This is a genomic window from Rhizobium sp. WYCCWR 11146, from assembly GCF_013591995.1.
GTDB lineage: Bacteria > Pseudomonadota > Alphaproteobacteria > Rhizobiales > Rhizobiaceae > Rhizobium > Rhizobium indicum.
In genome coordinates, this window is sequence record NZ_JACCEY010000019.1 from 169453 (window position 1) to 188419 (window position 18967).

General features: G+C 61.0%; 15 protein-coding genes and 1 pseudogene. 8 read left to right on the top strand and 8 right to left on the bottom strand.

Annotated elements, in window-relative coordinates; genetic code table 11:
* Positions 1-50: 50 nt before the first annotated feature.
* A complete protein-coding gene (locus HX899_RS14015; protein WP_181292687.1) occupies positions 51-1289 on the top strand; it encodes an OpgC family protein in 1239 nt (412 codons plus the stop codon).
* Positions 1290-1339: 50 nt separating this feature from the next.
* Here the strand turns inward: HX899_RS14015 and HX899_RS14020 are convergent, their stop codons facing one another.
* From HX899_RS14020 to HX899_RS14030, 3 genes and pseudogenes are all read right to left on the bottom strand, one after another.
* Positions 1340-1693 (bottom strand): VOC family protein, encoded by a 354-nt coding sequence (locus HX899_RS14020; protein ID WP_181292688.1) that lies wholly within the window; start codon positions 1691-1693, stop codon positions 1340-1342.
* A gap of 623 nt (positions 1694-2316) precedes the next feature.
* Positions 2317-2412, bottom strand: a pseudogene (locus HX899_RS35660) (transposase); the annotation flags it as partial.
* Between the two features lie 263 nt (positions 2413-2675).
* Positions 2676-4439 (bottom strand): glucan ABC transporter ATP-binding protein/ permease, encoded by a 1764-nt coding sequence (locus tag HX899_RS14030; RefSeq protein WP_181292690.1) that lies wholly within the window; start codon positions 4437-4439, stop codon positions 2676-2678.
* 318 nt (positions 4440-4757) lie between these two features.
* Between HX899_RS14030 and HX899_RS14035 the strand changes: the two genes are divergently transcribed.
* The 3 genes from HX899_RS14035 to HX899_RS14045 all read left to right on the top strand — a co-directional run bounded on the left by HX899_RS14035 (position 4758) and on the right by HX899_RS14045 (position 9955).
* A complete protein-coding gene (locus HX899_RS14035) occupies positions 4758-5513 on the top strand; it encodes a LuxR family transcriptional regulator (protein WP_181292691.1) in 756 nt (251 codons plus the stop codon).
* A 215-nt stretch (positions 5514-5728) separates the two neighbouring features.
* The gene (gene pyc, locus HX899_RS14040; RefSeq protein ID WP_181292692.1) at positions 5729-9193 is read left to right on the top strand and encodes a pyruvate carboxylase; all 3465 of its coding nucleotides are present in this window, start codon (positions 5729-5731) and stop codon (positions 9191-9193) included.
* Between the two features lie 189 nt (positions 9194-9382).
* Entirely contained in the window at positions 9383-9955 is a 573-nt protein-coding gene (locus HX899_RS14045; protein ID WP_138331911.1) for an NADPH-dependent FMN reductase, read from the top strand.
* 44 nt (positions 9956-9999) lie between these two features.
* On the opposite strand, the gene HX899_RS14050 is transcribed toward HX899_RS14045, so the two are convergent.
* The 4 genes from HX899_RS14050 to HX899_RS14065 all read right to left on the bottom strand — a co-directional run bounded on the left by HX899_RS14050 (position 10000) and on the right by HX899_RS14065 (position 13338).
* Entirely contained in the window at positions 10000-10761 is a 762-nt protein-coding gene (locus tag HX899_RS14050; protein ID WP_181292693.1) for an amino acid ABC transporter ATP-binding protein, read from the bottom strand.
* Positions 10758-11438: an amino acid ABC transporter permease gene (locus tag HX899_RS14055; protein ID WP_181292694.1), complete on the bottom strand. Its 681-nt coding sequence runs from the start codon at positions 11436-11438 to the stop codon at positions 10758-10760. The genes HX899_RS14050 and HX899_RS14055 overlap by 4 nt, the downstream gene beginning before the upstream one ends.
* A gap of 104 nt (positions 11439-11542) precedes the next feature.
* Positions 11543-12316 carry an amino acid ABC transporter substrate-binding protein gene (locus tag HX899_RS14060; RefSeq protein WP_181292695.1) on the bottom strand — a complete coding sequence of 258 codons (774 nt, stop codon included), beginning with the start codon at positions 12314-12316 and terminating at the stop codon, positions 11543-11545.
* A gap of 152 nt (positions 12317-12468) precedes the next feature.
* Positions 12469-13338 (bottom strand): DMT family transporter, encoded by an 870-nt coding sequence (locus tag HX899_RS14065; RefSeq protein ID WP_181292696.1) that lies wholly within the window; start codon positions 13336-13338, stop codon positions 12469-12471.
* 212 nt (positions 13339-13550) lie between these two features.
* On the opposite strand from HX899_RS14065, the gene HX899_RS14070 reads away from it, so the two are divergent.
* The 4 genes from HX899_RS14070 (at position 13551) to hisC (ending at position 18006) form a co-directional block, all read left to right on the top strand.
* Positions 13551-14327, top strand: a complete 777-nt coding sequence (locus HX899_RS14070; protein WP_181292697.1) for a DeoR/GlpR family DNA-binding transcription regulator — start codon at positions 13551-13553, stop codon at positions 14325-14327.
* Positions 14328-14390: 63 nt separating this feature from the next.
* Positions 14391-15581 carry an MFS transporter gene (locus HX899_RS14075; protein WP_181292698.1) on the top strand — a complete coding sequence of 397 codons (1191 nt, stop codon included), beginning with the start codon at positions 14391-14393 and terminating at the stop codon, positions 15579-15581.
* A gap of 96 nt (positions 15582-15677) precedes the next feature.
* A complete protein-coding gene (gene ispG, locus HX899_RS14080) occupies positions 15678-16928 on the top strand; it encodes a flavodoxin-dependent (E)-4-hydroxy-3-methylbut-2-enyl-diphosphate synthase (protein ID WP_171378240.1) in 1251 nt (416 codons plus the stop codon).
* 16 nt (positions 16929-16944) lie between these two features.
* Positions 16945-18006: a histidinol-phosphate transaminase gene (gene hisC, locus HX899_RS14085; RefSeq protein ID WP_181292699.1), complete on the top strand. Its 1062-nt coding sequence runs from the start codon at positions 16945-16947 to the stop codon at positions 18004-18006.
* Positions 18007-18016: 10 nt separating this feature from the next.
* Here hisC and HX899_RS14090 read toward each other — a convergent pair whose 3' ends face one another.
* Positions 18017-18931: a polyprenyl synthetase family protein gene (locus HX899_RS14090; protein ID WP_181292700.1), complete on the bottom strand. Its 915-nt coding sequence runs from the start codon at positions 18929-18931 to the stop codon at positions 18017-18019.
* Positions 18932-18967: the final 36 nt, after the last annotated feature.

An 18967-nucleotide genomic window follows, 5' to 3' on the forward strand; every position in this document is an offset into this window, starting at 1 on the left:
ACCCTTTTGGCCGTCGTCGCGTTTGCAAATCGGATAATAAGGAGAAACCCATGGCAAGCACGCCGACCGAAGCCATCTTCACGGGGCGCAGTTCCCTATCCGCAGCTGCGCCGGTGCGTGACACGAGGCTCGACGTCTTGCGCGGCGTGGCGCTGATCATGATCTTCATCAATCATGTTCCCGGACAGATCTTCGAATATGTGACGACGAAGAATTTCGGTTTCTCCGATGCCGCCGAGGCCTTCGTGTTGATCTCGGGCATTGCCGTCGGCCTTGCCTATGGGGGCCGCTTCCAGCCGGGGAGCCGGCTGACGGTGGCGATCAAGGCGGTAAAGCGCGCCTTCACGCTTTACCTCGCCCATATGATCACCACCTTCATGACGCTGGCGCTCTTCATCTGCGGTGCCTGGCTGTTCCATCGGCCGGGATTGCTGGTTGAAATCAATATCCTGGCGGTTCTGATGAACCTGAAGGAAGGCATTCCGGCACTGCTCCTGCTCGGCCACCAGATCGGCTACAACAATATCCTGCCGATGTACGGCGCGCTGATGCTGATGGTGCCTATTATCCTGCTCTTAAATGCGCGCAGCCCTTGGCTGGCGCTCGGCGTATCGGCCACGGTCTGGCTGCTTGCGGGCATCTATGAAGTGGCGCCGCACAACATGCTGATCGAGAGCTACTGGTTCCTCAATCCGCTCTCCTGGCAGTTCCTATTTTCGATCGGCATCGTCTCGATGCTGCATATCAAGCGCGGCGGCACGATCCGGCAGCATCCGCTGCTGCTGACGGCCGCTGCCGGTTACGTCGTGCTGTCCTTCGTCTGGGTGACCGGCCATCTCTGGATTTTCGGCAACTCGCTGGCAGCACTCGGCCTGCCGACTGTTATCACCGGTTTCGACAAGACCTTCCTGTCGCTGCCGCGGCTGCTGCATGTACTGGCGCTGACCTATCTCGTTATCAGCATCCCCGCGCTCTCGCGTATCCTGCGCCGTCCTGTGGACCATCCGCTGACGATCCTCGGCCGCCATTCGCTGAACATCTTCGTCGCCGGCACGATCCTCGCCATGATCGGCCAGGTGGTGCTCTACATCACCAACAAGGACCAACTGGTCGGTCCGCTCTTCGTGATTGCAGGGATCGCGATACAATTCGCCTATGCCTATTATCTCGAGCGCAAACGCCAGCAGGGCAAGGTCAAGGGGAAACTTGTCACCGATACCGCCACCATCCCCGTTCCGGTCCGCATTGGCGGAACGGCAAATGCCTATCGCCGGAACGATCGGAAATAGGGCTCGGATTTTTCCCGAAATGAAGGAGCCGGTGGCCGATGGCCGCCGGCTCAATTTTTATGGACGAGGATGTTCACCAGCTTGCCGAAGGGATCGCGCACATAAAAGCGCCTGACGCCCCAAGGCTCGTCGGCCGGGCCGTACTCGATCGGAAAGCCTGAAGCCGACATCGCCGCGAAAGCAGCATCGAGGTCATCGACTTCGATCGAGAGGTCGGGCACCTCCGTTCCGGAACCGCCTTCACTGGCGATGCTGAGCTGAATGTTCATTGAGCGTGCGGCGCCGAACGTCGTGATCCAGCCGTGGTCCATGATGACGTCAAGACCGAGGATATCCTGATAGAAGCGCCGGGCCGGGGTGATATCCGCTGCCTGGATATTGGCGACGATGCGCAGGACCTTCATGGGTTTTCTCCCTATGCTCCGTTGACTGGCGAAGGATAGGGAAGATCGGCGGGGTGATCAATCGTGTGGGTTGGAGCGGAGATGTTGTGCCGTGTGTTACCCCCTCTGCCCTGCCGGGCATCTCCCCCACAGGTGTCGGTCTTGATACATACCTGGCAGATGTTCGGAGACATGCCTGACACTTCCGCGATGATTTCTCGGGAGGTCGGCATGGTTTGGCGGAGAGATGCCCGGCAGGGCGCGACACCGTCTCTCGGTTTTCGGGAACGGTTTGAGGCTATAACTGCCTCGGCCTCCATCTTTGCGATCGTTGCGCAAGGCATTGCTGTCATAGGCTTTATCGCCCCAGATGGCTTGAGCTGTCTCGTTATTGAGCTTGCGTGATGTCGCGACCTTGCCGGCCATCGAGGTAAAGAGCAGGGGACGCCCGAGCGTATCGATCGGCATATGGGCCTTGACCGTCAGTCCACCTTTGGAACGCCCCAGCGCCTGATCCTTGGCCCCTCTTTTCCGCTCGCAGCCTGTTGATGGGCACGCATGATGGTGCTGTCGATCATTAAGTACCGATTGTCCCGGTCAGCAGTGAGGGCATCAAAGACCCGCTCCCATACGCCGGCATGGCATCAGCGACTGAACCGGCGGTGGACCGTCTTCCACTTGCCGTAGCGCTCCGGCAGGTCCTGCCAGTGCGCGCCCGAGCGCAGTATCACAAACACCCGTTCACAAACGTCCGGTTGTCTACTCCCGTTCGACCCGGATCACTGGATTTGTCTGGCAACAAAGGCGCAATTCTCGACCATTGCGCCTCGTTCAACTCGTATCGCTTCACGCCCATCAAAGGCCTCCGTGCTGCACACGGTACCCTATGAATCAGTGATCAACCGATTTGGGAATCCTGAATGTCGATCTGTCCTCAGCCCCAGAGCAAACAAAAAGGCCGGAAGGAGTTACCCTTCCGGCCTTTATCTTGAACCCAAATCGATCAGGCGGCTTCGGTCGTATGGGCCTTGCGGACCTCTTCGTCCGTCAGGATGCCGCTGGCGCGCAGCAGGGCGGCGAAGCGGCCGTTGCTGTGGCTGAGTTCGTCGAAGCTGCCCTGTTCGACGACACGGCCGTCATCCAGGAAGAGCACCATATCGGCTTCGCGGACCGTCGACAGGCGGTGGGCGATGATGAAGGTGGTGCGGTTCTGGCGCAGATTGTCGATTGCGGCCTTGACGCGGTTTTCGGTTTCGACGTCGAGCGCCGAGGTCGCCTCGTCGAGCACCAGGATTGGCGCGTCCTTGAGGATGGCGCGGGCAATCGCGATGCGCTGGCGCTCGCCGCCGGAGAGCTTGTTGCCGCGTTCGCCGACATGCGTATCGTAGCGATCCTCACGCGTCTCGATGAAGTCGGCGGCGGCGGCGGCTTCGGCCGCACGGCGCATGTCTTCCTCGCTGGCGCCCTCGCGGCCAAGGCGGATATTGTCGCTGATCGAACGGTTCAGCAGGCCCGCATCCTGGAAGACGGTGGCGATGTGGCGACGCAGCGACTTGCGGGTCACCTTGGTGATATCGGTGCCATCGACGAGGATCTTGCCGCCCTGGGCATCGTAGACACGCTGCAGCAGGTTGACAAGCGTCGTCTTGCCGGCGCCGGTCGGGCCGACGATCGCGACCGTCTGGCCTGCCTTCACCGAGAAGGAGACGTTGTGCAGGCCCTGTGAGCTGTTGCCGAAGCCGAAGGAGACGTCGCGGAACTCGATCGAACCCTTGACGTCCTTGATCTCGCCGTTGCCGGCAGGCTCTTCACGTTCACGCACCGAGTCTTCCAGCGCATAGAATTCCTCGAGCTTGGAACGGGCCTCGAAAATCTGCGTGGCGAACTGGCGCATCAGGTCGAGACGGCCGATCAGGAGATTGGCAAAGCCGATGAAGGCGATGACGTCGCCGACGCGCAGCTGGCCGGCCTGGACGAGCATGGTGCCGATGATCAGGACCACCATCATCGCGATGGTCGACGCCATGCGGTTCAGTGCGCTGGCGATCGCCCACCAGTCGAGCACCGGATACTGGGCTTCGAGCAGACGGTCGGCAAAGGATTTCAGCGCCCTGGTTTCGGCCTCGATGCGGTTATAGCTGTGCAGGACCGAAACGTTGCTGATCGAGTCGCTGACATGCGAAAAGACGGTGTGATAATGGTTCTCGACCGAAGCCTGACCGTCCTTGGTGCGGCTCATGACGACGCGGCCGATCAGCCAGTAGGCGATGGCAAGCACCATGAGCACGGCGGAAAGGCGCATGTCCATCGCCATTGCGGTCGGTATCAGAAGGGCAAGCGCGATAACCGTCGACAGGTGGTTGCGCATGAATTCCAGCCAGAGGCCGAACAGCGTTTCGCAGGCGCGCAGCAATGTATGCAGCGCGTTGGAGGTGCCGCGCTGATGGTGCCAGCCAAGCGGCATGGAAATGATGCGGCCGAAGGCTTCCGTCAACAGCGTCGCCCGCCGGCCATGGGCTAGCCGGTCGGCCTCGCGGGCCACCAGAACGAAGGCAATGGTGTTGAAGACGGCGAAAGTCGCCCACATGAAGAGGATGGGCTTGACCTCACCCTTGCCCGAAATCGCATCGATGATGCGACCGAACAGGATCGGCTCCGCGATAGTGATCGTCGCAAGAACAATGTTTGCGACAACGACCAGGGATACGCGCAGCTTGTAGGCGCCAAGATAGCGCAGAGCCCTTGCATAGACCTTAAATAGCGTCACGTCGAACCTCTTGTGCATCTGCGAAAACGGGATGATGCGATGCTACAAAAGGCTACCTGAACGGGCGATTAACGGAGTATTCAGGCTTCAACCGATGTGATGATTAATACGATCATACTATCGCAGGATGCGACGAGATGGCCATGGCGCCGAAATTGCCGTTCGGCTATATCTGGCAACAATTTGCGCTTGCATTTTATTAAATGTTTAGCGCAGCATTAAATTACAGACTGCATTTATTGAAGACCGTTTCGCGACCAGTTTGACCAGCCGCCGACGGCCTCATGCGGGCATCAGGTCCGGCCAAGGGGCATTTTTGTGAATATTAATTCGTTAATTCAATTGCTTGTAATTCTGGAAGAATGCTCAAATCCTGAAGCTGTCGTCACCGAGCTGGAGCAGATCCTCCACGGTTGTGGCTTCGAATATTACGGTCTGCCACGCCATTTGCCGCAGACCCCGATGCAGCAGAATCCGGAGCCTTGGGCTGCGGCGCTTGCCGGCCGCTGGCCGGAACAATGGCCGCAGATATATACCGCGAAAAAATATGCTCTGATCGATCCGATGGTGCGCTATCTCGCTCATGCGCAGCGGCCTTTCCGCTGGCGGGAGGCGATGGCGGCATTCCGCAAGGACGCCTATCATCGCCGCATGGAGCAGATGATGGTCGATGCCTTCGGGCACGGGTTGGAGGATGGCTACATCTTTCCCATCCACGGACGCAACGGCATTCTCGCCAGCCTTAGTCTCGCCGGCAAGCCGATCGAGCTGTCGCCGGTGGAAATCGCATTGCTGGAGGCGGTGGCGCGCAAGGCCTTCTGGCGGTTGCTCGATCTGAAAGGTGAGGCGCAGGCACTGGAAACCGTGCTGCCGGCCGACACGCCGCTGACGCGGCGCGAGATGGAAATCCTGCATTATCTCGCCGAAGGCATGACTTCGATGGAGATCAGCAAGATGCTGAAGATCTCAAACCACACCGTCGACTGGTATATGAACGGCTTGCAGGACAAGCTGAAGGCGAAAAACAGGCAGCAGGCGGTAGCGCTTGCCTTCCGTCATGGCCTGATAAGTTAGAGCAATTCCGCTTCTCATCGAAGCGAAACCGCTCTGCTTTTTATTTTTACGCAACTCCGGACGCAAACCGCTTCGCACTTTTCCTGGAATTGCTTCAGCATGTCGAAAAATTGCATTTCGCAGTCGCAAGATAAATTGAACTTTCTGTGACAAGAAGTTAAGAATTTCCTTCGCGGGTGCAGCATTCCCGCGTCTGAACGTCTGAGGAGACCGTTTTGCCCATTTCCAAGATTCTCGTTGCCAATCGCTCCGAAATTGCCATTCGCGTGTTCCGCGCGGCCAACGAGCTTGGAATAAAAACCGTGGCGATCTGGGCGGAGGAGGACAAGCTGGCGCTGCACCGCTTCAAGGCGGACGAGAGCTACCAGGTCGGCCGCGGCCCGCATCTTTCCAAGGACATGGGCCCGATCGAGAGCTATCTGTCGATCGAGGAGGTGATCCGCGTTGCCAAACTCTCCGGCGCCGATGCCATCCATCCCGGCTACGGCCTGCTGTCGGAAAGCCCCGAATTCGTCGATGCCTGCAACAAGGCCGGCATCATCTTCATCGGCCCGAAGGCCGATACAATGCGCCAGCTCGGCAACAAGGTCGCAGCGCGCAACCTGGCGATCTCGGTCGGCGTTCCCGTGGTGCCGGCCACCGGGCCGTTGCCGGAGGACATGGCCGAAGTGGCGAAGATGGCGGAGGGGATCGGCTATCCTGTCATGCTGAAGGCCTCCTGGGGCGGCGGCGGACGCGGCATGCGCGCGATCCGCGATCCAAAGGATCTCGCCCGCGAGGTGACGGAAGCCAAGCGCGAGGCGATGGCGGCCTTCGGCAAGGACGAGGTCTATCTGGAAAAGCTCGTCGAGCGCGCCCGCCATGTCGAAAGCCAGGTTCTCGGCGATACGCATGGTAATGTCGTGCATCTCTTCGAGCGTGACTGCTCGATCCAGCGCCGCAACCAGAAGGTCGTCGAGCGCGCGCCGGCGCCCTATCTCTCTAAGGCGCAGCGCCAGGAACTCGCCGCCTATTCGCTGAAGATCGCGGCCGCCACCAATTATATCGGCGCCGGCACCGTCGAATATCTGATGGATGCCGATACCGGCAAATTCTACTTCATCGAAGTCAATCCGCGCATCCAGGTCGAGCATACGGTGACCGAAGTCGTCACCGGCATCGATATCGTCAAGGCGCAGATCCACATCCTCGACGGCTTTGCGATCGGCACGCCGGAATCGGGCGTGCCGCGCCAGGAGGATATCCGTCTCAACGGCCATGCGCTGCAGTGCCGCATCACCACGGAAGATCCGGAGCATAATTTCATTCCGGATTACGGCCGCATCACCGCCTATCGCTCGGCGTCCGGTTTCGGCATCCGCCTCGATGGCGGCACATCCTATTCGGGCGCGATCATCACCCGCTTTTATGATCCGCTTCTCGTCAAGGTCACGGCATGGGCGCCCAATCCGTCCGAAGCGATCGCCCGCATGGACCGGGCGCTGCGCGAATTCCGCATTCGCGGCGTGGCAACCAATCTGACCTTCCTCGAAGCGATCATCGGCCATCCGAAGTTCAGGGATAACAGTTACACGACACGCTTCATCGACACGACGCCGGAACTCTTCCAGCAGGTCAAGCGCCAGGATCGCGCCACGAAGCTTCTGACCTATCTCGCCGACGTCACCGTCAATGGCCATCCCGAGGCCAAGGACAGGCCGAGGCCGCTGGAAAATGCTGCCGAGCCGGTGGTTCCCTACGCCAACGGCAATACGGTCAAGGATGGTACGAAGCAACTCCTCGACACGCTCGGCCCGAAGAAATTCGGCGAATGGATGCGCAACGAGAAGCGCGTGCTTTTGACCGACACGACGATGCGCGACGGCCACCAGTCGCTGCTCGCCACCCGCATGCGCACCTATGACATCGCCCGCATTGCCGACACCTATGCGCATGCGCTGCCGAACCTTCTGTCGCTCGAATGCTGGGGCGGCGCGACCTTCGACGTCTCCATGCGCTTTCTGACCGAGGATCCGTGGGAACGCCTGGCGCTGATCCGCGAGGGCGCGCCGAACCTTCTGCTGCAGATGCTGCTGCGCGGCGCCAACGGCGTCGGCTACACCAATTATCCCGATAATGTCGTCAAATATTTCGTCCGCCAGGCGGCCAGGGGCGGCATCGATCTCTTCCGCGTCTTCGACTGCCTGAACTGGGTCGAGAATATGCGCGTCTCGATGGATGCCATTGCCGAGGAGAACAAGCTCTGCGAGGCGGCGATCTGCTATACCGGCGATATCCTGAACTCGGCCCGTCCGAAATACGATCTGAAATACTACACCGACCTCGCGGTCGAGCTCGAGAAGGCAGGCGCGCATATCATCGCGCTCAAGGATATGGCGGGCCTTCTCAAGCCTGCGGCTGCGAAGGTTCTGTTCAAGGCGCTGCGCGAGGCGACCAGCCTGCCGATCCATTTCCACACGCATGATACATCGGGTATTGCGGCCGCGACCGTTCTTGCCGCCGTCGATGCAGGCGTCGATGCCGTCGATGCCGCCATGGATGCGCTTTCCGGCAATACCTCGCAGCCCTGTCTCGGCTCGATCGTCGAGGCGCTGCGCGGTACGGAGCGCGATCCGGGCCTCGATCCGGAATGGATCCGCCGCATCTCCTTCTATTGGGAAGCGGCGCGTAACCAGTATGCCGCCTTCGAAAGCGATCTGAGGGGCCCGGCATCCGAAGTCTATCTGCATGAAATGCCGGGCGGCCAGTTCACCAACCTCAAGGAACAGGCCCGCTCGCTCGGCCTCGAGACCCGCTGGCATCGGGTGGCACAGGCCTATGCCGACGCCAACCAGATGTTCGGCGATATCGTCAAGGTGACGCCGTCTTCCAAAGTCGTCGGCGATATGGCGCTGATGATGGTGTCCCAGGACCTGACTGTTGCCGACGTCGTCAGCCCCGACAAGGAAGTCTCCTTCCCGGAATCGGTGGTCTCGATGCTGAAGGGCGATCTCGGCCAGCCGCCGTCAGGCTGGCCCGAAGCGCTGCAGAAGAAGGCGCTGAAGGGTGACAAGCCCTATACGGTGCGCCCCGGCTCGCTGCTCAAGGAGGCCGATCTCGATGCGGAGCGTAAAGTCATCGAGACGAAACTCGAGCGCGAGGTCAGCGACTTCGAATTTGCTTCCTACCTGATGTATCCGAAGGTCTTCACCGACTTCGCGCTCGCCTCAGATACCTACGGCCCGGTCTCGGTGCTGCCGACGCCCGCCTATTTCTATGGTCTCAAGGATGGCGAGGAGCTGTTTGCCGATATCGAGCGCGGCAAGACGCTCGTCATCGTCAACCAGGCGATGAGCGCCACCGACAGCCAAGGCATGGTGACCATCTTCTTCGAGCTCAACGGCCAGCCGCGCCGCATCAAGGTGCCGGACCGGGCCCATGGGGCGACGGGTGCCGCCGTCCGCCGCAAGGCCGAACCAGGCAATGCCGTTCATGTCGGCGCGCCGATGCCGGGTGTCATCAGCCGTGTCTTCGTCTCGCCCGGCCAGGCCGTCAATGCCGGCGACGTGCTCGTCTCCATCGAGGCGATGAAGATGGAAACGGCGCTGCATGCGGAAAAGGATGGGACTATTTCCGAAGTACTGGTACGGGCCGGCGATCAGATCGATGCCAAGGACCTGCTCGTCGTCTACGCAGGCTGAAGGGCTGCCGTCTTCGCAAAGGTGTCCGTCAGCCGACTTTGCGAGCGGGCTCCCTTCACTCGATTGTGTACGATCGGCCTGTCAAAAAGCTGATTTTCCGAAGCCTTCGCGCCTTGCCCGGCGCGGAGGCTTTCTCATAAACTTGCGCTCCCACCATCCGCCCCCAAGACCAATCAGGAAATGATATCCATGAGCAAGTTGAAGATTGCCGTCATCGTCGGCAGCACGCGTATTGGCCGTTTTGCCGAGCATCCGGCCAAGTGGATTGCCGCTATCGCCGCAGAGCGCCAGGACATCGAGGTCGAGGTTCTCGACCTGCTCGAATACCCCATGCATTTTTTCGGTGAGCAGCGTGCCACGACCGCTGAAAGCGAGACGGCAGAACGCTGGAAAAAGAAGCTGCGTGAATTCGACGGCTTCATTTTCACCGTTGCCGAGTACAATCACGCTCCGACGGCGGTTCTGAAGAACGCCATCGACCTCGGCGAGTTCATCCACAAGCCGGTCGGCTTCGTCGGTTACGGCGGCGTCGGCGGCGCACGTGCGGTCGAGCATCTCCGGCTGATCTTCGTGGAAATGGGTGCGGCTTCGGTGAAAACGGGCGTGCATATCGCGCTTGGCGAATATCTCGGCGTCCTCAAGGAAGGCAAGAGCCTCAGCGATTACGCGCATCTCAACGAAGCGGCGAAGAACCAGCTCGACCAGCTCACCTGGTGGGGCAATGCGCTGAAGGCGGCGCGCTCGGTCGTCACGGCCTCCTGATTGGAGTTCCAGCCATGCCGGGATGTTCGCATCCCGGCATTGGCTCAAATATCGTAAGTATGGGCGGCGTTGATCGTCGAGATGAAACGTTTGGTGCGTTCGCGCTCCGGCGCACTGAAGATTGCTCTGGCGCTGCCAGTTTCCACCACCCTGCCGGCTTCCAGGAAAACCACGTCATTGGCGATCTTCGAGGCGAGCCGGAGATCGTGGGTCGCCATCACCATCGTCGTGCCTTCGCTGGCAAGCTTGCCCAGCACATCGACCACTTCGGCCGAAAGCTCGGGATCGAGGGCGGATGTCGGCTCGTCGCACAGAAGCACGCGCGGCGACGGCGCCAGTGCGCGGGCGATCGCGACGCGCTGCTGCTGGCCGCCCGACAATGTCGAAGGCCAGGCATCGGCCTTGTGGGTCATGCCGACCTTGGTCAGCAATTCCATCGCACGCTCGCGAGCTTTTGGCCTCGGCCATCTCAGCACCGTCACCAGGCCTTCCATGACATTCTCGATCGCGGTCTGATGCGGAAAGAGCTGGAAGTTCTGGAAGACCATGCCGGTCTGGCGGCGGATCTTCTGGATCGCCGGCCAGCTCGTTCGTTTGCCCGGTGCAAAGGCCAGCGTTTCCTCTCCGAGGCGGATGGAGCCGGCGGTCGGAATTTCGAGCAGGTTGATGCAGCGCAGCAGCGTGCTCTTGCCGCCGCCGGAAGGACCGACGAGCGCGGTAACGCTGCCTTCGGGGATGCGGATGCTGATATCCTTGAGGATGACGGCGTCGCCGAAGCGTTTTTCGATGTTGGAAAGCTCGATCATGCATTTGCCTCCAGCATGCCGCCGTACCGCGCGAAGCGGCGTTCCAGCCGCACCTGCAGCTGCGAGAGGACGGAGCTCAGGACGAGATAGACAAGCGCCGCTTCGATATAGAGGATCAACGGCTCATAGGTGGTTGCGACGATGCGCTGTGCGGCCTGGAACAGCTCCGGCACGGTGATGGCGGCGGCAAGCGAGGTATCCTTGACCAGCGAGATGAAGGTGTTCGACAAAGGCGGCACGGCGACGCGGGCCGCCTGCGGCAGGATGGTGCGGCTCATCGCCTGGCGCCAGCTCATGCCGATCGAATAGGCGGCTTCCCACTGGCCCTTCGGTACCGAGGAAATGACGGCGCGGATGATCTCGGAGCTATAGGCGCCGATATTCAGCGTGAAACCGATGAGGGCGGCCGGAAAGGCATCGAGCAGGATGCCGAGGCTCGGCAGGCCGTAGAAGATGACAAAGAGCTGCACGAGCAGCGGCGTGCCGCGAATGACCCAAACATAAAAGCGGGCAATGGCTGCAACTGGCTCTGGGCCGAAGAGACGTCCGATTGCGGTGGCCAAGCCCAAGATCAGGCCGAACGCGAAGGAAAGCAGGGTCAAGGGGATGGTGAAGATCAGCCCTGCCCAGAGGAGCGAGGGAAGCGAATCCGCCATCAGTTGGAGCCAGTGCGGCAAGGGCATTTCCTCAAGAAAAGACGCGTCCGGCGAGGTTTCGCCGAACGCTTTTCCATGCAGCTATAAATGATATGACGGCAGTGGGAAACCGCTGGTGTCAGGGCTTACTTCGAAACGTCCTGGCCGAAATACTTGTCGGCGATCTTCCTGTAGGTGCCGTCGGCCTTGATGTCGGCAAGCGCCTTGTTGATTTCGGCCAGAAGCTCCGGCTCGTTCTTGCGGATGATGACGCCGGAATAGTCGGCGTTTTCCTGCTCGGCGACGATCTTCACCGGCGCGTCCGGCTTGTGCTTCTTGAAGTCGAGGAAGGAGAGGCTGTCGTTGATCGTGGCGTCGGCGCGCTTGGTCAGCACCAGCTGGATCGATTGATCGAAACCGTCGGTGCCGACGAGTTCGGCACCGGCTTCGGTTGCGAGCTTGCCGAAGTTGCTGGTCAGCGACTGGGCGGCCTTCTTGCCCTTCAGATCGGCGAAGGACTTGATGCTGTCGTCGCCGTCGCGGGCGATCAACACGGCCTTGGAGGCGATATAGGGCTCGGAGAAATCGTATTTCTGCTTGCGGGTTTCGGTGATGCCGACCTGGTTGATGACGGTGTCGTAGCGCTTGGCATCGAGGCCGGCGATCAGGCCATCCCACTTGCCTTCGACGAACTCGGCCTTGACGCCGAGCTTGGCGGCGATCGCTTCGCCGATCTCGACATCGAAGCCGACAAGCTTGCCGCTTTCGTCATGATAGGTGAAGGGCGCATAGGTGCCTTCGGTGCCGATCTTGAAGACGCCGGCCGATTTGATGGCGGCGAGGTTTTCACCGGCATGGGCAGGCAGGAGGGCTGCGGCCTGAATGAGCGCAGCAGCGGCTACGGTTTTCAACCAGTTCATTGTTTTATCCATCCTTGGGAGGTTGTCATCGGGTGGAGATAGTTTGCAGAAAATTAGGGCGCCGGAAGCGTAGAAAACTGCGAATAAAAGCAGCAACTGCAAATATTTTTCTCAAACGGCCGCTCGAACCATGAAACCTGCAGAAACAGGCATCAGGCGGTGATGCGGCGGCGCAGTTTTTCGCTGACGATGATGATCAATCCGGCGCCGAGGATCATCGCCGCGCCGACGACCACATTGGGTGTGGGGATATCGGCCCAGATCAGATAACCGAGGAGGAAGGCCCAGATGAGAGAGCTATATTCGAATGGCGCAAGCACGGAGACGGGCGCCTGGCGCATGCCTTCGAAAAGGGCGAACTGCGCGCAGCCGGCAACGACGCCGGTGGCGATGAGGAGCGCGAGCTGCGTCATATCGGGTGTCCGCCAAGTGTAGAGAACGGCAATGCTGGTCATGGCAAGAAAAAAGACGTTGGAAACGGCGAGCTGGATAATCGTCTTCTCGTGCAGCGAGGTCTTGCGCAGCAATACCATGGCTGAGGCCCAGAGCACAGCCGCCTGAAGCGCCAGATAGACCGGCCAGGAGATGGTGAGGCCGATCGGATTGCAGGCAATGAGGACGCCGACGAAGCCGACGCCGACGGCCAGCCAACGCGCCGGCGTGACTTTCTCCTTCAGGATGAACCAGGCAAGCAAGGTGCCGACGACAGGCGCGGCGTAATAAAGCGTGGTCACTTCGGCAAGCTGCAGGCGGCTTGCGGCGGAATAATAGGAAAGCCAGGCGCAGAGAAGAAGGATGCTGCGGGCGATCATCGGCTTGATGATCGGCGACGTCATCGTCTGACGGACGAGCTTGCCGCGACCATAGGCGAGACAACCGACGAGGATGGTGAGACTGCGGAAAAACAGGATCTGCCAGACGGGAATGCTTGAAGCCAGGACCTTGATGATCGCGTCATGGAAGGTGAACGCCATATAGGCGACGGTCGTGAGCAGGATGCCCAGGCTGACGGAGTTTTTCACGGGGAGAACGCACCAGGTGGCGGATATGCCGGCGGGAATCGGGAATGATCAATCGATATTCCCGCCTCTCGGACCGGTCAATAGGGCATATTCGCTCTGGTGATGCAGCTTTGTTTCCGAACGTCAGAAAACGTGTGATCGTGCATATTGCCTGCATGATTATAAGCGTTTATGCACGTTTCTAATTCGTAAGCTACGGACCCGGTAGGAACATGCAGGATTTTTTGTTGCGAGAGCGCCAAGGCGTGATTTCCGAGAGGCTGCGGCTGAACGGCCGCGTGCTGGCGACGGAGTTGGCGCTCGAATTCGGTGTCTCCGAGGATACGGTGCGGCGGGATCTGCGGGAGATGGCAGCGGCAGGGCTCTGCGAGCGGGTTTATGGCGGTGCATTGCCTGTCTCGCCGGCGCATGGAAGCCTGACGCAACGCATCGGCTTTGCCGCTGACCGGAAACAGGCGCTGGCGCGCGCAGCGGCAAAGCAGATTGCCGCCGGTTCGACTGTGTTCTTCGATGCCGGCAGCACCAATCTGGCGATTGCCAACGCATTACCGGCCGAACTTGCACTCACGGCTGCGACGAATGCGCCGGCGATTGCCGCGGCGCTAATCGACAAGCCTGGCGTCAACGTCATTCTGATCGGCGGGATGGTCGACCGGCAGACGGGCGGTTCGCTCGGCGCCAAGGCCTTGCGGGATATGGAACAGATTTCGCCCGATCTCTGCATTCTCGGCGCCTGCGGGGTTGATCTCGAAGCCGGCATCACGGTGTTCGGCTTCGAGGATGCGGAGTTCAAGCGGTTTGCGACGTCCAGGAGCAGACAAGTGTTGGTGGCTGCAACCTCGGAGAAATTCGGCACTGCCGCCCCCCATAGCATCCTGCCGGTTGCCCATTGCGAATGCCTGGTCGTCGAGCACGATGCCGATCCGGCCATTCTCGCCCGTTACCGCGAGCGCGGATGCAGAACTGTTCTCGCCGAGAAAACGAACTGAGGCGACGTCATAGAGTTTAGGGAAACCGGGCGGGTGAAAGCCCGGCAATGAGGAAGACCGGAAATGGATAGTCATGTGAGTACGCCGGGAGCCCGGAGCGGCTTCATTACCAGAAGCAGGGCGGCGGTTTCCCTGCTCTTTCTTATGAATGGTTTTGTCGTCGGCTGCTGGGCGCCGAAGATCCCGGATTTTGCCGAGCGCCTGGCGCTGACCAAGTTCGAGCTAGGGCTGATGATCCTGGTCTTCGGCGTCGGCTCGCTGGTCATGATGCCGATCGCCGGTGCGCAGATTGCCAAACACGGCTCGCGCATCGTCGTTCAGGTCCTGGCCGTCTGCGTGCTGCCGTTGCTGCTGGCATTGACGCTGGCGCCAAATGTGCTCACCGGGGCAATCTCGCTCTTCCTGTTCGGCGGCTTCATCGGCGCAATGGACGTGGCGATGAATGCCAATGCAGTGTCGGTCGAGAAATCCATGCGCCGCGCCATCATGTCGTCCTGCCACGCTTTCTGGAGCCTTGGCGGACTGATCGGCTCAGGTCTCGGCGGCATCGTGATCTCCAAGCTCGGCATTCTCGGCCATGCGCAACTGGCGACGGTGCTGGCGGCAATCTTCCTTGCCGTCGCCTGGCCGATGATCCTTGCGGATCCGCCGCATCCCGACACCAAGAAGGAAAAGACGAAGCTGCCGATGGTGCCGCTGCCGTGGCTGCTCGGATTGATGGCGCTGTTCAGCATGGTGCCGGAAGGTGCTGTTCTCGACTGGGGCGCGCTCTATCTTCGGCAGGAAATGGATGCGTCCGTGGCACTTTCCGGTCTTGGTTTCGCAGCCTTTTCGGCCACCATGGCAATCATGCGCTTTGGCGGCGACCTGGTGCGCGACCGTCTGGGCGGCGTCAAGACGCTGCGGATCTGCACGCTTTTTGCCATTGTCGGCATGCTGCTTGCTGGCCTGGCGCCCAATGCCGAGCTTGCCATCCTGGGCTTTGCGTTTTGCGGTATCGGCATTTCCAACATGGTGCCGATCGCTTTCTCGGCGGCGGGCAATATTCCAGGACTCAAGCCCGGCATCGGCATCTCGGTGGTCACCACCATGGGCTATTCCGGCATGCTGGTTGCGCCATCGTTGATCGGCTTCGTCGCCGAGCATATCGGTTTTGCCGTCGTTTTCATGGCGCTGCCGGCGCTGCTGCTCGTCGTTCTGCTGCTGTCCAACCTGGCCCATTATGCCGATGAGACCGCCGGAGGCGGTCACTGAGCCACTTCCCAACAAAAGTGATATCAGGGGCGGTTGACAAGCAGTCGGCCTTGATCCACCTGAAAAGCACTGTTTTTAGGGGTGCAAGAACTCTCCATGTCTTCAGCCGCCGATTTTGATCCGAAACCGCGCCGCGCTTCCGTTGCCGTCGATGTCGGCGGCGTCATCGTCGGCGGCGGGGCGCCGGTCGTCGTGCAATCCATGACGAACACCGATACGGCCGATATCGATTCCACCGTCGCGCAGGTCGCCGCCCTCCACCGGGCGGGGTCGGAGCTGGTGCGCATCACCGTCGACCGCGACGAGAGTGCGGCCGCCGTGCCGAAGATCCGCGAGCGGCTGCTGCGCCTCGGCATGGACGTGCCCTTGATCGGCGACTTCCATTATATCGGCCACAAGCTGCTCGCCGATCATCCTGCTTGTGCCGAAGCGCTGGCGAAATACCGCATCAACCCCGGCAATGTCGGCTTCAAGGACAAGAAGGACAAGCAGTTCGCCGAGATCATCGAGATGGCGATCCGCTATGACAAGCCGGTGCGCATCGGCGTCAATTGGGGCTCGCTCGATCAGGATCTGCTGACGGCGCTGATGGACCGGAACGCCGAAGCCGGATCGCCGCTTTCGGCCCGGCAGGTGACGCGCGAGGCGATCGTGCAATCGGCGCTGCTGTCGGCGGCCCTTGCCGAAGAAATCGGCCTCCCGCGCAACCGCATCATCCTGTCGGCCAAGGTCAGCCAGGTTCAGGACCTGATCGCCGTCAATTCCATGCTCGCCGAACGCTCCAATCATGCTTTGCATCTCGGCCTGACCGAAGCCGGCATGGGCACCAAGGGCATCGTCGCCTCGTCGGCGGCGATGGGCTTCGTGCTGCAGCACGGCATCGGCGATACGATCCGCGTGTCGCTGACGCCGGAGCCGAACGGCGACCGCACGCGCGAAGTCCAGGTGGCGCAGGAAATCCTGCAGGTCATGGGCTTCCGCCAGTTCATACCTGTCGTTGCGGCCTGTCCGGGCTGCGGACGCACGACGTCGACGGTGTTCCAGGAGCTTGCCCAGAACATCCAGAACGACATCCGCAAGAACATGCCGGTCTGGCGCGAGAAATATCCTGGGGTCGAGGCGCTGAACGTCGCCGTCATGGGCTGCATCGTCAACGGGCCGGGCGAAAGCAAACATGCAGATATCGGCATTTCGCTTCCGGGCACCGGCGAGACGCCGGCCGCCCCCGTCTTCATCGATGGCCGGAAGGCGCTGACATTGCGCGGTCCCAATATCGCCGCCGATTTCGAGGCGCTTGTTGTCGACTATATCGAGAAGCGTTTCGGCCAGCGGACGGCGGCGGAATGAACGCCCGCAAATTCGGATGAGCCAGTACTGGTCGCCCATCGTCAGCAAGCTTCGGCCCTATGTCGCGGGAGAGCAGCCGCGTATTCCCGGCCTGGTCAAGCTCAATACCAACGAAAATCCTTATGGGCCGTCTCCGAAGGCGCTCGAGGCGATCCGGGAAGCGGCGGACGATCGTCTGCGGCTCTATCCCGATCCCACTGCCACGGAATTGCGCGAGACGATCGCGGCCCGCTTCGGCCTGACGGCGGAGGAAGTGTTCGTCGGCAACGGTTCCGACGAGGTCCTCGCCCATACGTTCCAGGCGCTGTTGAAACACGAACAGCCGCTGCTCTATCCCGATGTGACCTACAGCTTCTATTCGACCTATAGCCTGCTATATGGTGTCGATGCTGTCGAAATTCCGCTCGATGACGGCTTTCGCATCCGGCTGGAAGATTACAACAGGCCCTGCGGCGCGATCATTATCCCCAATCCGAATGCGCCGACCGGCATCGGCTTGCCGCTCACCGGGATAAAGGCACTTCTTGCCGCCCATCCGGATGCGGTCGTCGTCATAGACGAGGCCTATATCGATTTCGGCGGCGAGAGCGCCGCCGGGCTCGTTTCAACCTATCCCAACCTACTGGTGATCCAGACCCTGTCGAAGTCCCGTTCGCTTGCCGGTCTGCGCATCGGCTTAGCACTGGGGCAGCGGCCGCTGATCGAGGCGCTGGAGCGGGTCAAGGACAGCTTCAATTCCTATCCGCTCGATCGTCTGGCGCAGCTTGCCGCGACGGCGGCGATCAAGGACGAGGCGTGGTTCGAGACATGCCGGAGGAACATCATCGCCAGCCGGGAAAGCCTCATCTCTGAACTTGGAGCTTTGGGTTTCGAGGTCTTGCCGTCGCAGGCGAATTTCGTTTTCGCGAGGCACCAAAGCCGTTCGGGGGCAGCGCTTCAAGCCGCCCTGCGGGAGCGCGGCGTTCTCGTCCGGCATTTTGCCAAGCCGCGTATTTCGGACTTCCTGCGGATCAGCATCGGCACGGATGAAGAGTGTGCCCGTCTGGTTTCCGCTCTCAAAGAGATACTGGCGGCCTGACCTGCTGGGGTCAGTTCTTCCGGTCGGCGATGAAATGCGCCGCAGCAATAAGAATTGAGGCACGGGCGCCGTAGGGAGCAAGCAGCGCTTCGGCATCGCGGACGTGCTCACGGAGCTGGGTCTCGGCCCATTCCATGCCGCGCAGGGCGACGAGTGTTCCCTTGCCGCGGGCCGCATCCTTGCCGGTCGCCTTGCCCATGGTCGCCGCATCCGAGGTCAGGTCGAGAATGTCGTCGGCAAGCTGGAAGGCAAGGCCGATCTTTTCGCCGAAGGCGCGCAGGCGGCGACGATCTTCCGGCGGGCTTGCCGAGATGACGGCGCCGGCTTCACAGGCGAAGCGGATCAGCGCGCCTGTTTTCATCGCCTGCAGGCGGATGATGCCGGCCTCGTCGGGGGCCTGCTTTTCCGCCGCGAGGTCGAGCGCCTGGCCGCCGGCCATGCCGCCGAGACCGGCTGCGCGGGCAAGGGCCAGCACCAGCGATGCCTTGCTCGTATCGGCAAGGGTCGTTTCCGGCGCGGCGATGATGTCGAAGGCGTAGGTCAGCAGGCTGTCGCCTGCGAGGATCGCCGTCGCTTCGTCGAACTTTATGTGTACCGTCGGTTTGCCGCGGCGCAGGTCGTCATCGTCCATGGCCGGCAGGTCGTCATGCACGAGGGAATAACAGTGGACGCATTCGAGAGCGGCGCCGACGCGAAGTGCCGCCTCGGCGTCGCCGCCGAGAAGGGCTGCACTTTCGACGACGAGAAACGGGCGTAGCCGCTTGCCGCCGTTCAGCACGGCATAATGCATGGCATCGCGCAGCGTCTCGGGCCTGGCGATTTCATCGGAAAGGGCACTCGGTGAAAGCAATGCGTCGAGCAGCGCCTCGATGTCGCGGGCGTTGTTCTTCAGCCTCGTCTCGAAAGTGTCCCGGTTCGCGTCCATGGGCGCTGTTTGGCATGAGCGCCCCCGGGCTTGCAA

Excerpts from the sequence above, each read along its gene's own strand:
- HX899_RS14015 (WP_181292687.1), top strand. The coding sequence starts at position 51 with ATGGCAAGCACGCCGACCGAAGCCATCTTCACGGGGCGCAGTTCCCTA.
- HX899_RS14020 (WP_181292688.1), bottom strand. The coding sequence starts at position 1,693 with ATGAAGGTCCTGCGCATCGTCGCCAATATCCAGGCAGCGGATATCACC.
- HX899_RS14045 (WP_138331911.1), top strand. The coding sequence starts at position 9,383 with ATGAGCAAGTTGAAGATTGCCGTCATCGTCGGCAGCACGCGTATTGGC.
- HX899_RS14050 (WP_181292693.1), bottom strand. The coding sequence starts at position 10,761 with ATGATCGAGCTTTCCAACATCGAAAAACGCTTCGGCGACGCCGTCATC.
- HX899_RS14060 (WP_181292695.1), bottom strand. The coding sequence starts at position 12,316 with ATGAACTGGTTGAAAACCGTAGCCGCTGCTGCGCTCATTCAGGCCGCA.
- HX899_RS14070 (WP_181292697.1), top strand. The coding sequence starts at position 13,551 with ATGCAGGATTTTTTGTTGCGAGAGCGCCAAGGCGTGATTTCCGAGAGG.
- HX899_RS14075 (WP_181292698.1), top strand. The coding sequence starts at position 14,391 with ATGGATAGTCATGTGAGTACGCCGGGAGCCCGGAGCGGCTTCATTACC.
- ispG (WP_171378240.1), top strand. The coding sequence starts at position 15,678 with ATGTCTTCAGCCGCCGATTTTGATCCGAAACCGCGCCGCGCTTCCGTT.
- hisC (WP_181292699.1), top strand. The coding sequence starts at position 16,945 with ATGAGCCAGTACTGGTCGCCCATCGTCAGCAAGCTTCGGCCCTATGTC.
- HX899_RS14090 (WP_181292700.1), bottom strand. The coding sequence starts at position 18,931 with ATGGACGCGAACCGGGACACTTTCGAGACGAGGCTGAAGAACAACGCC.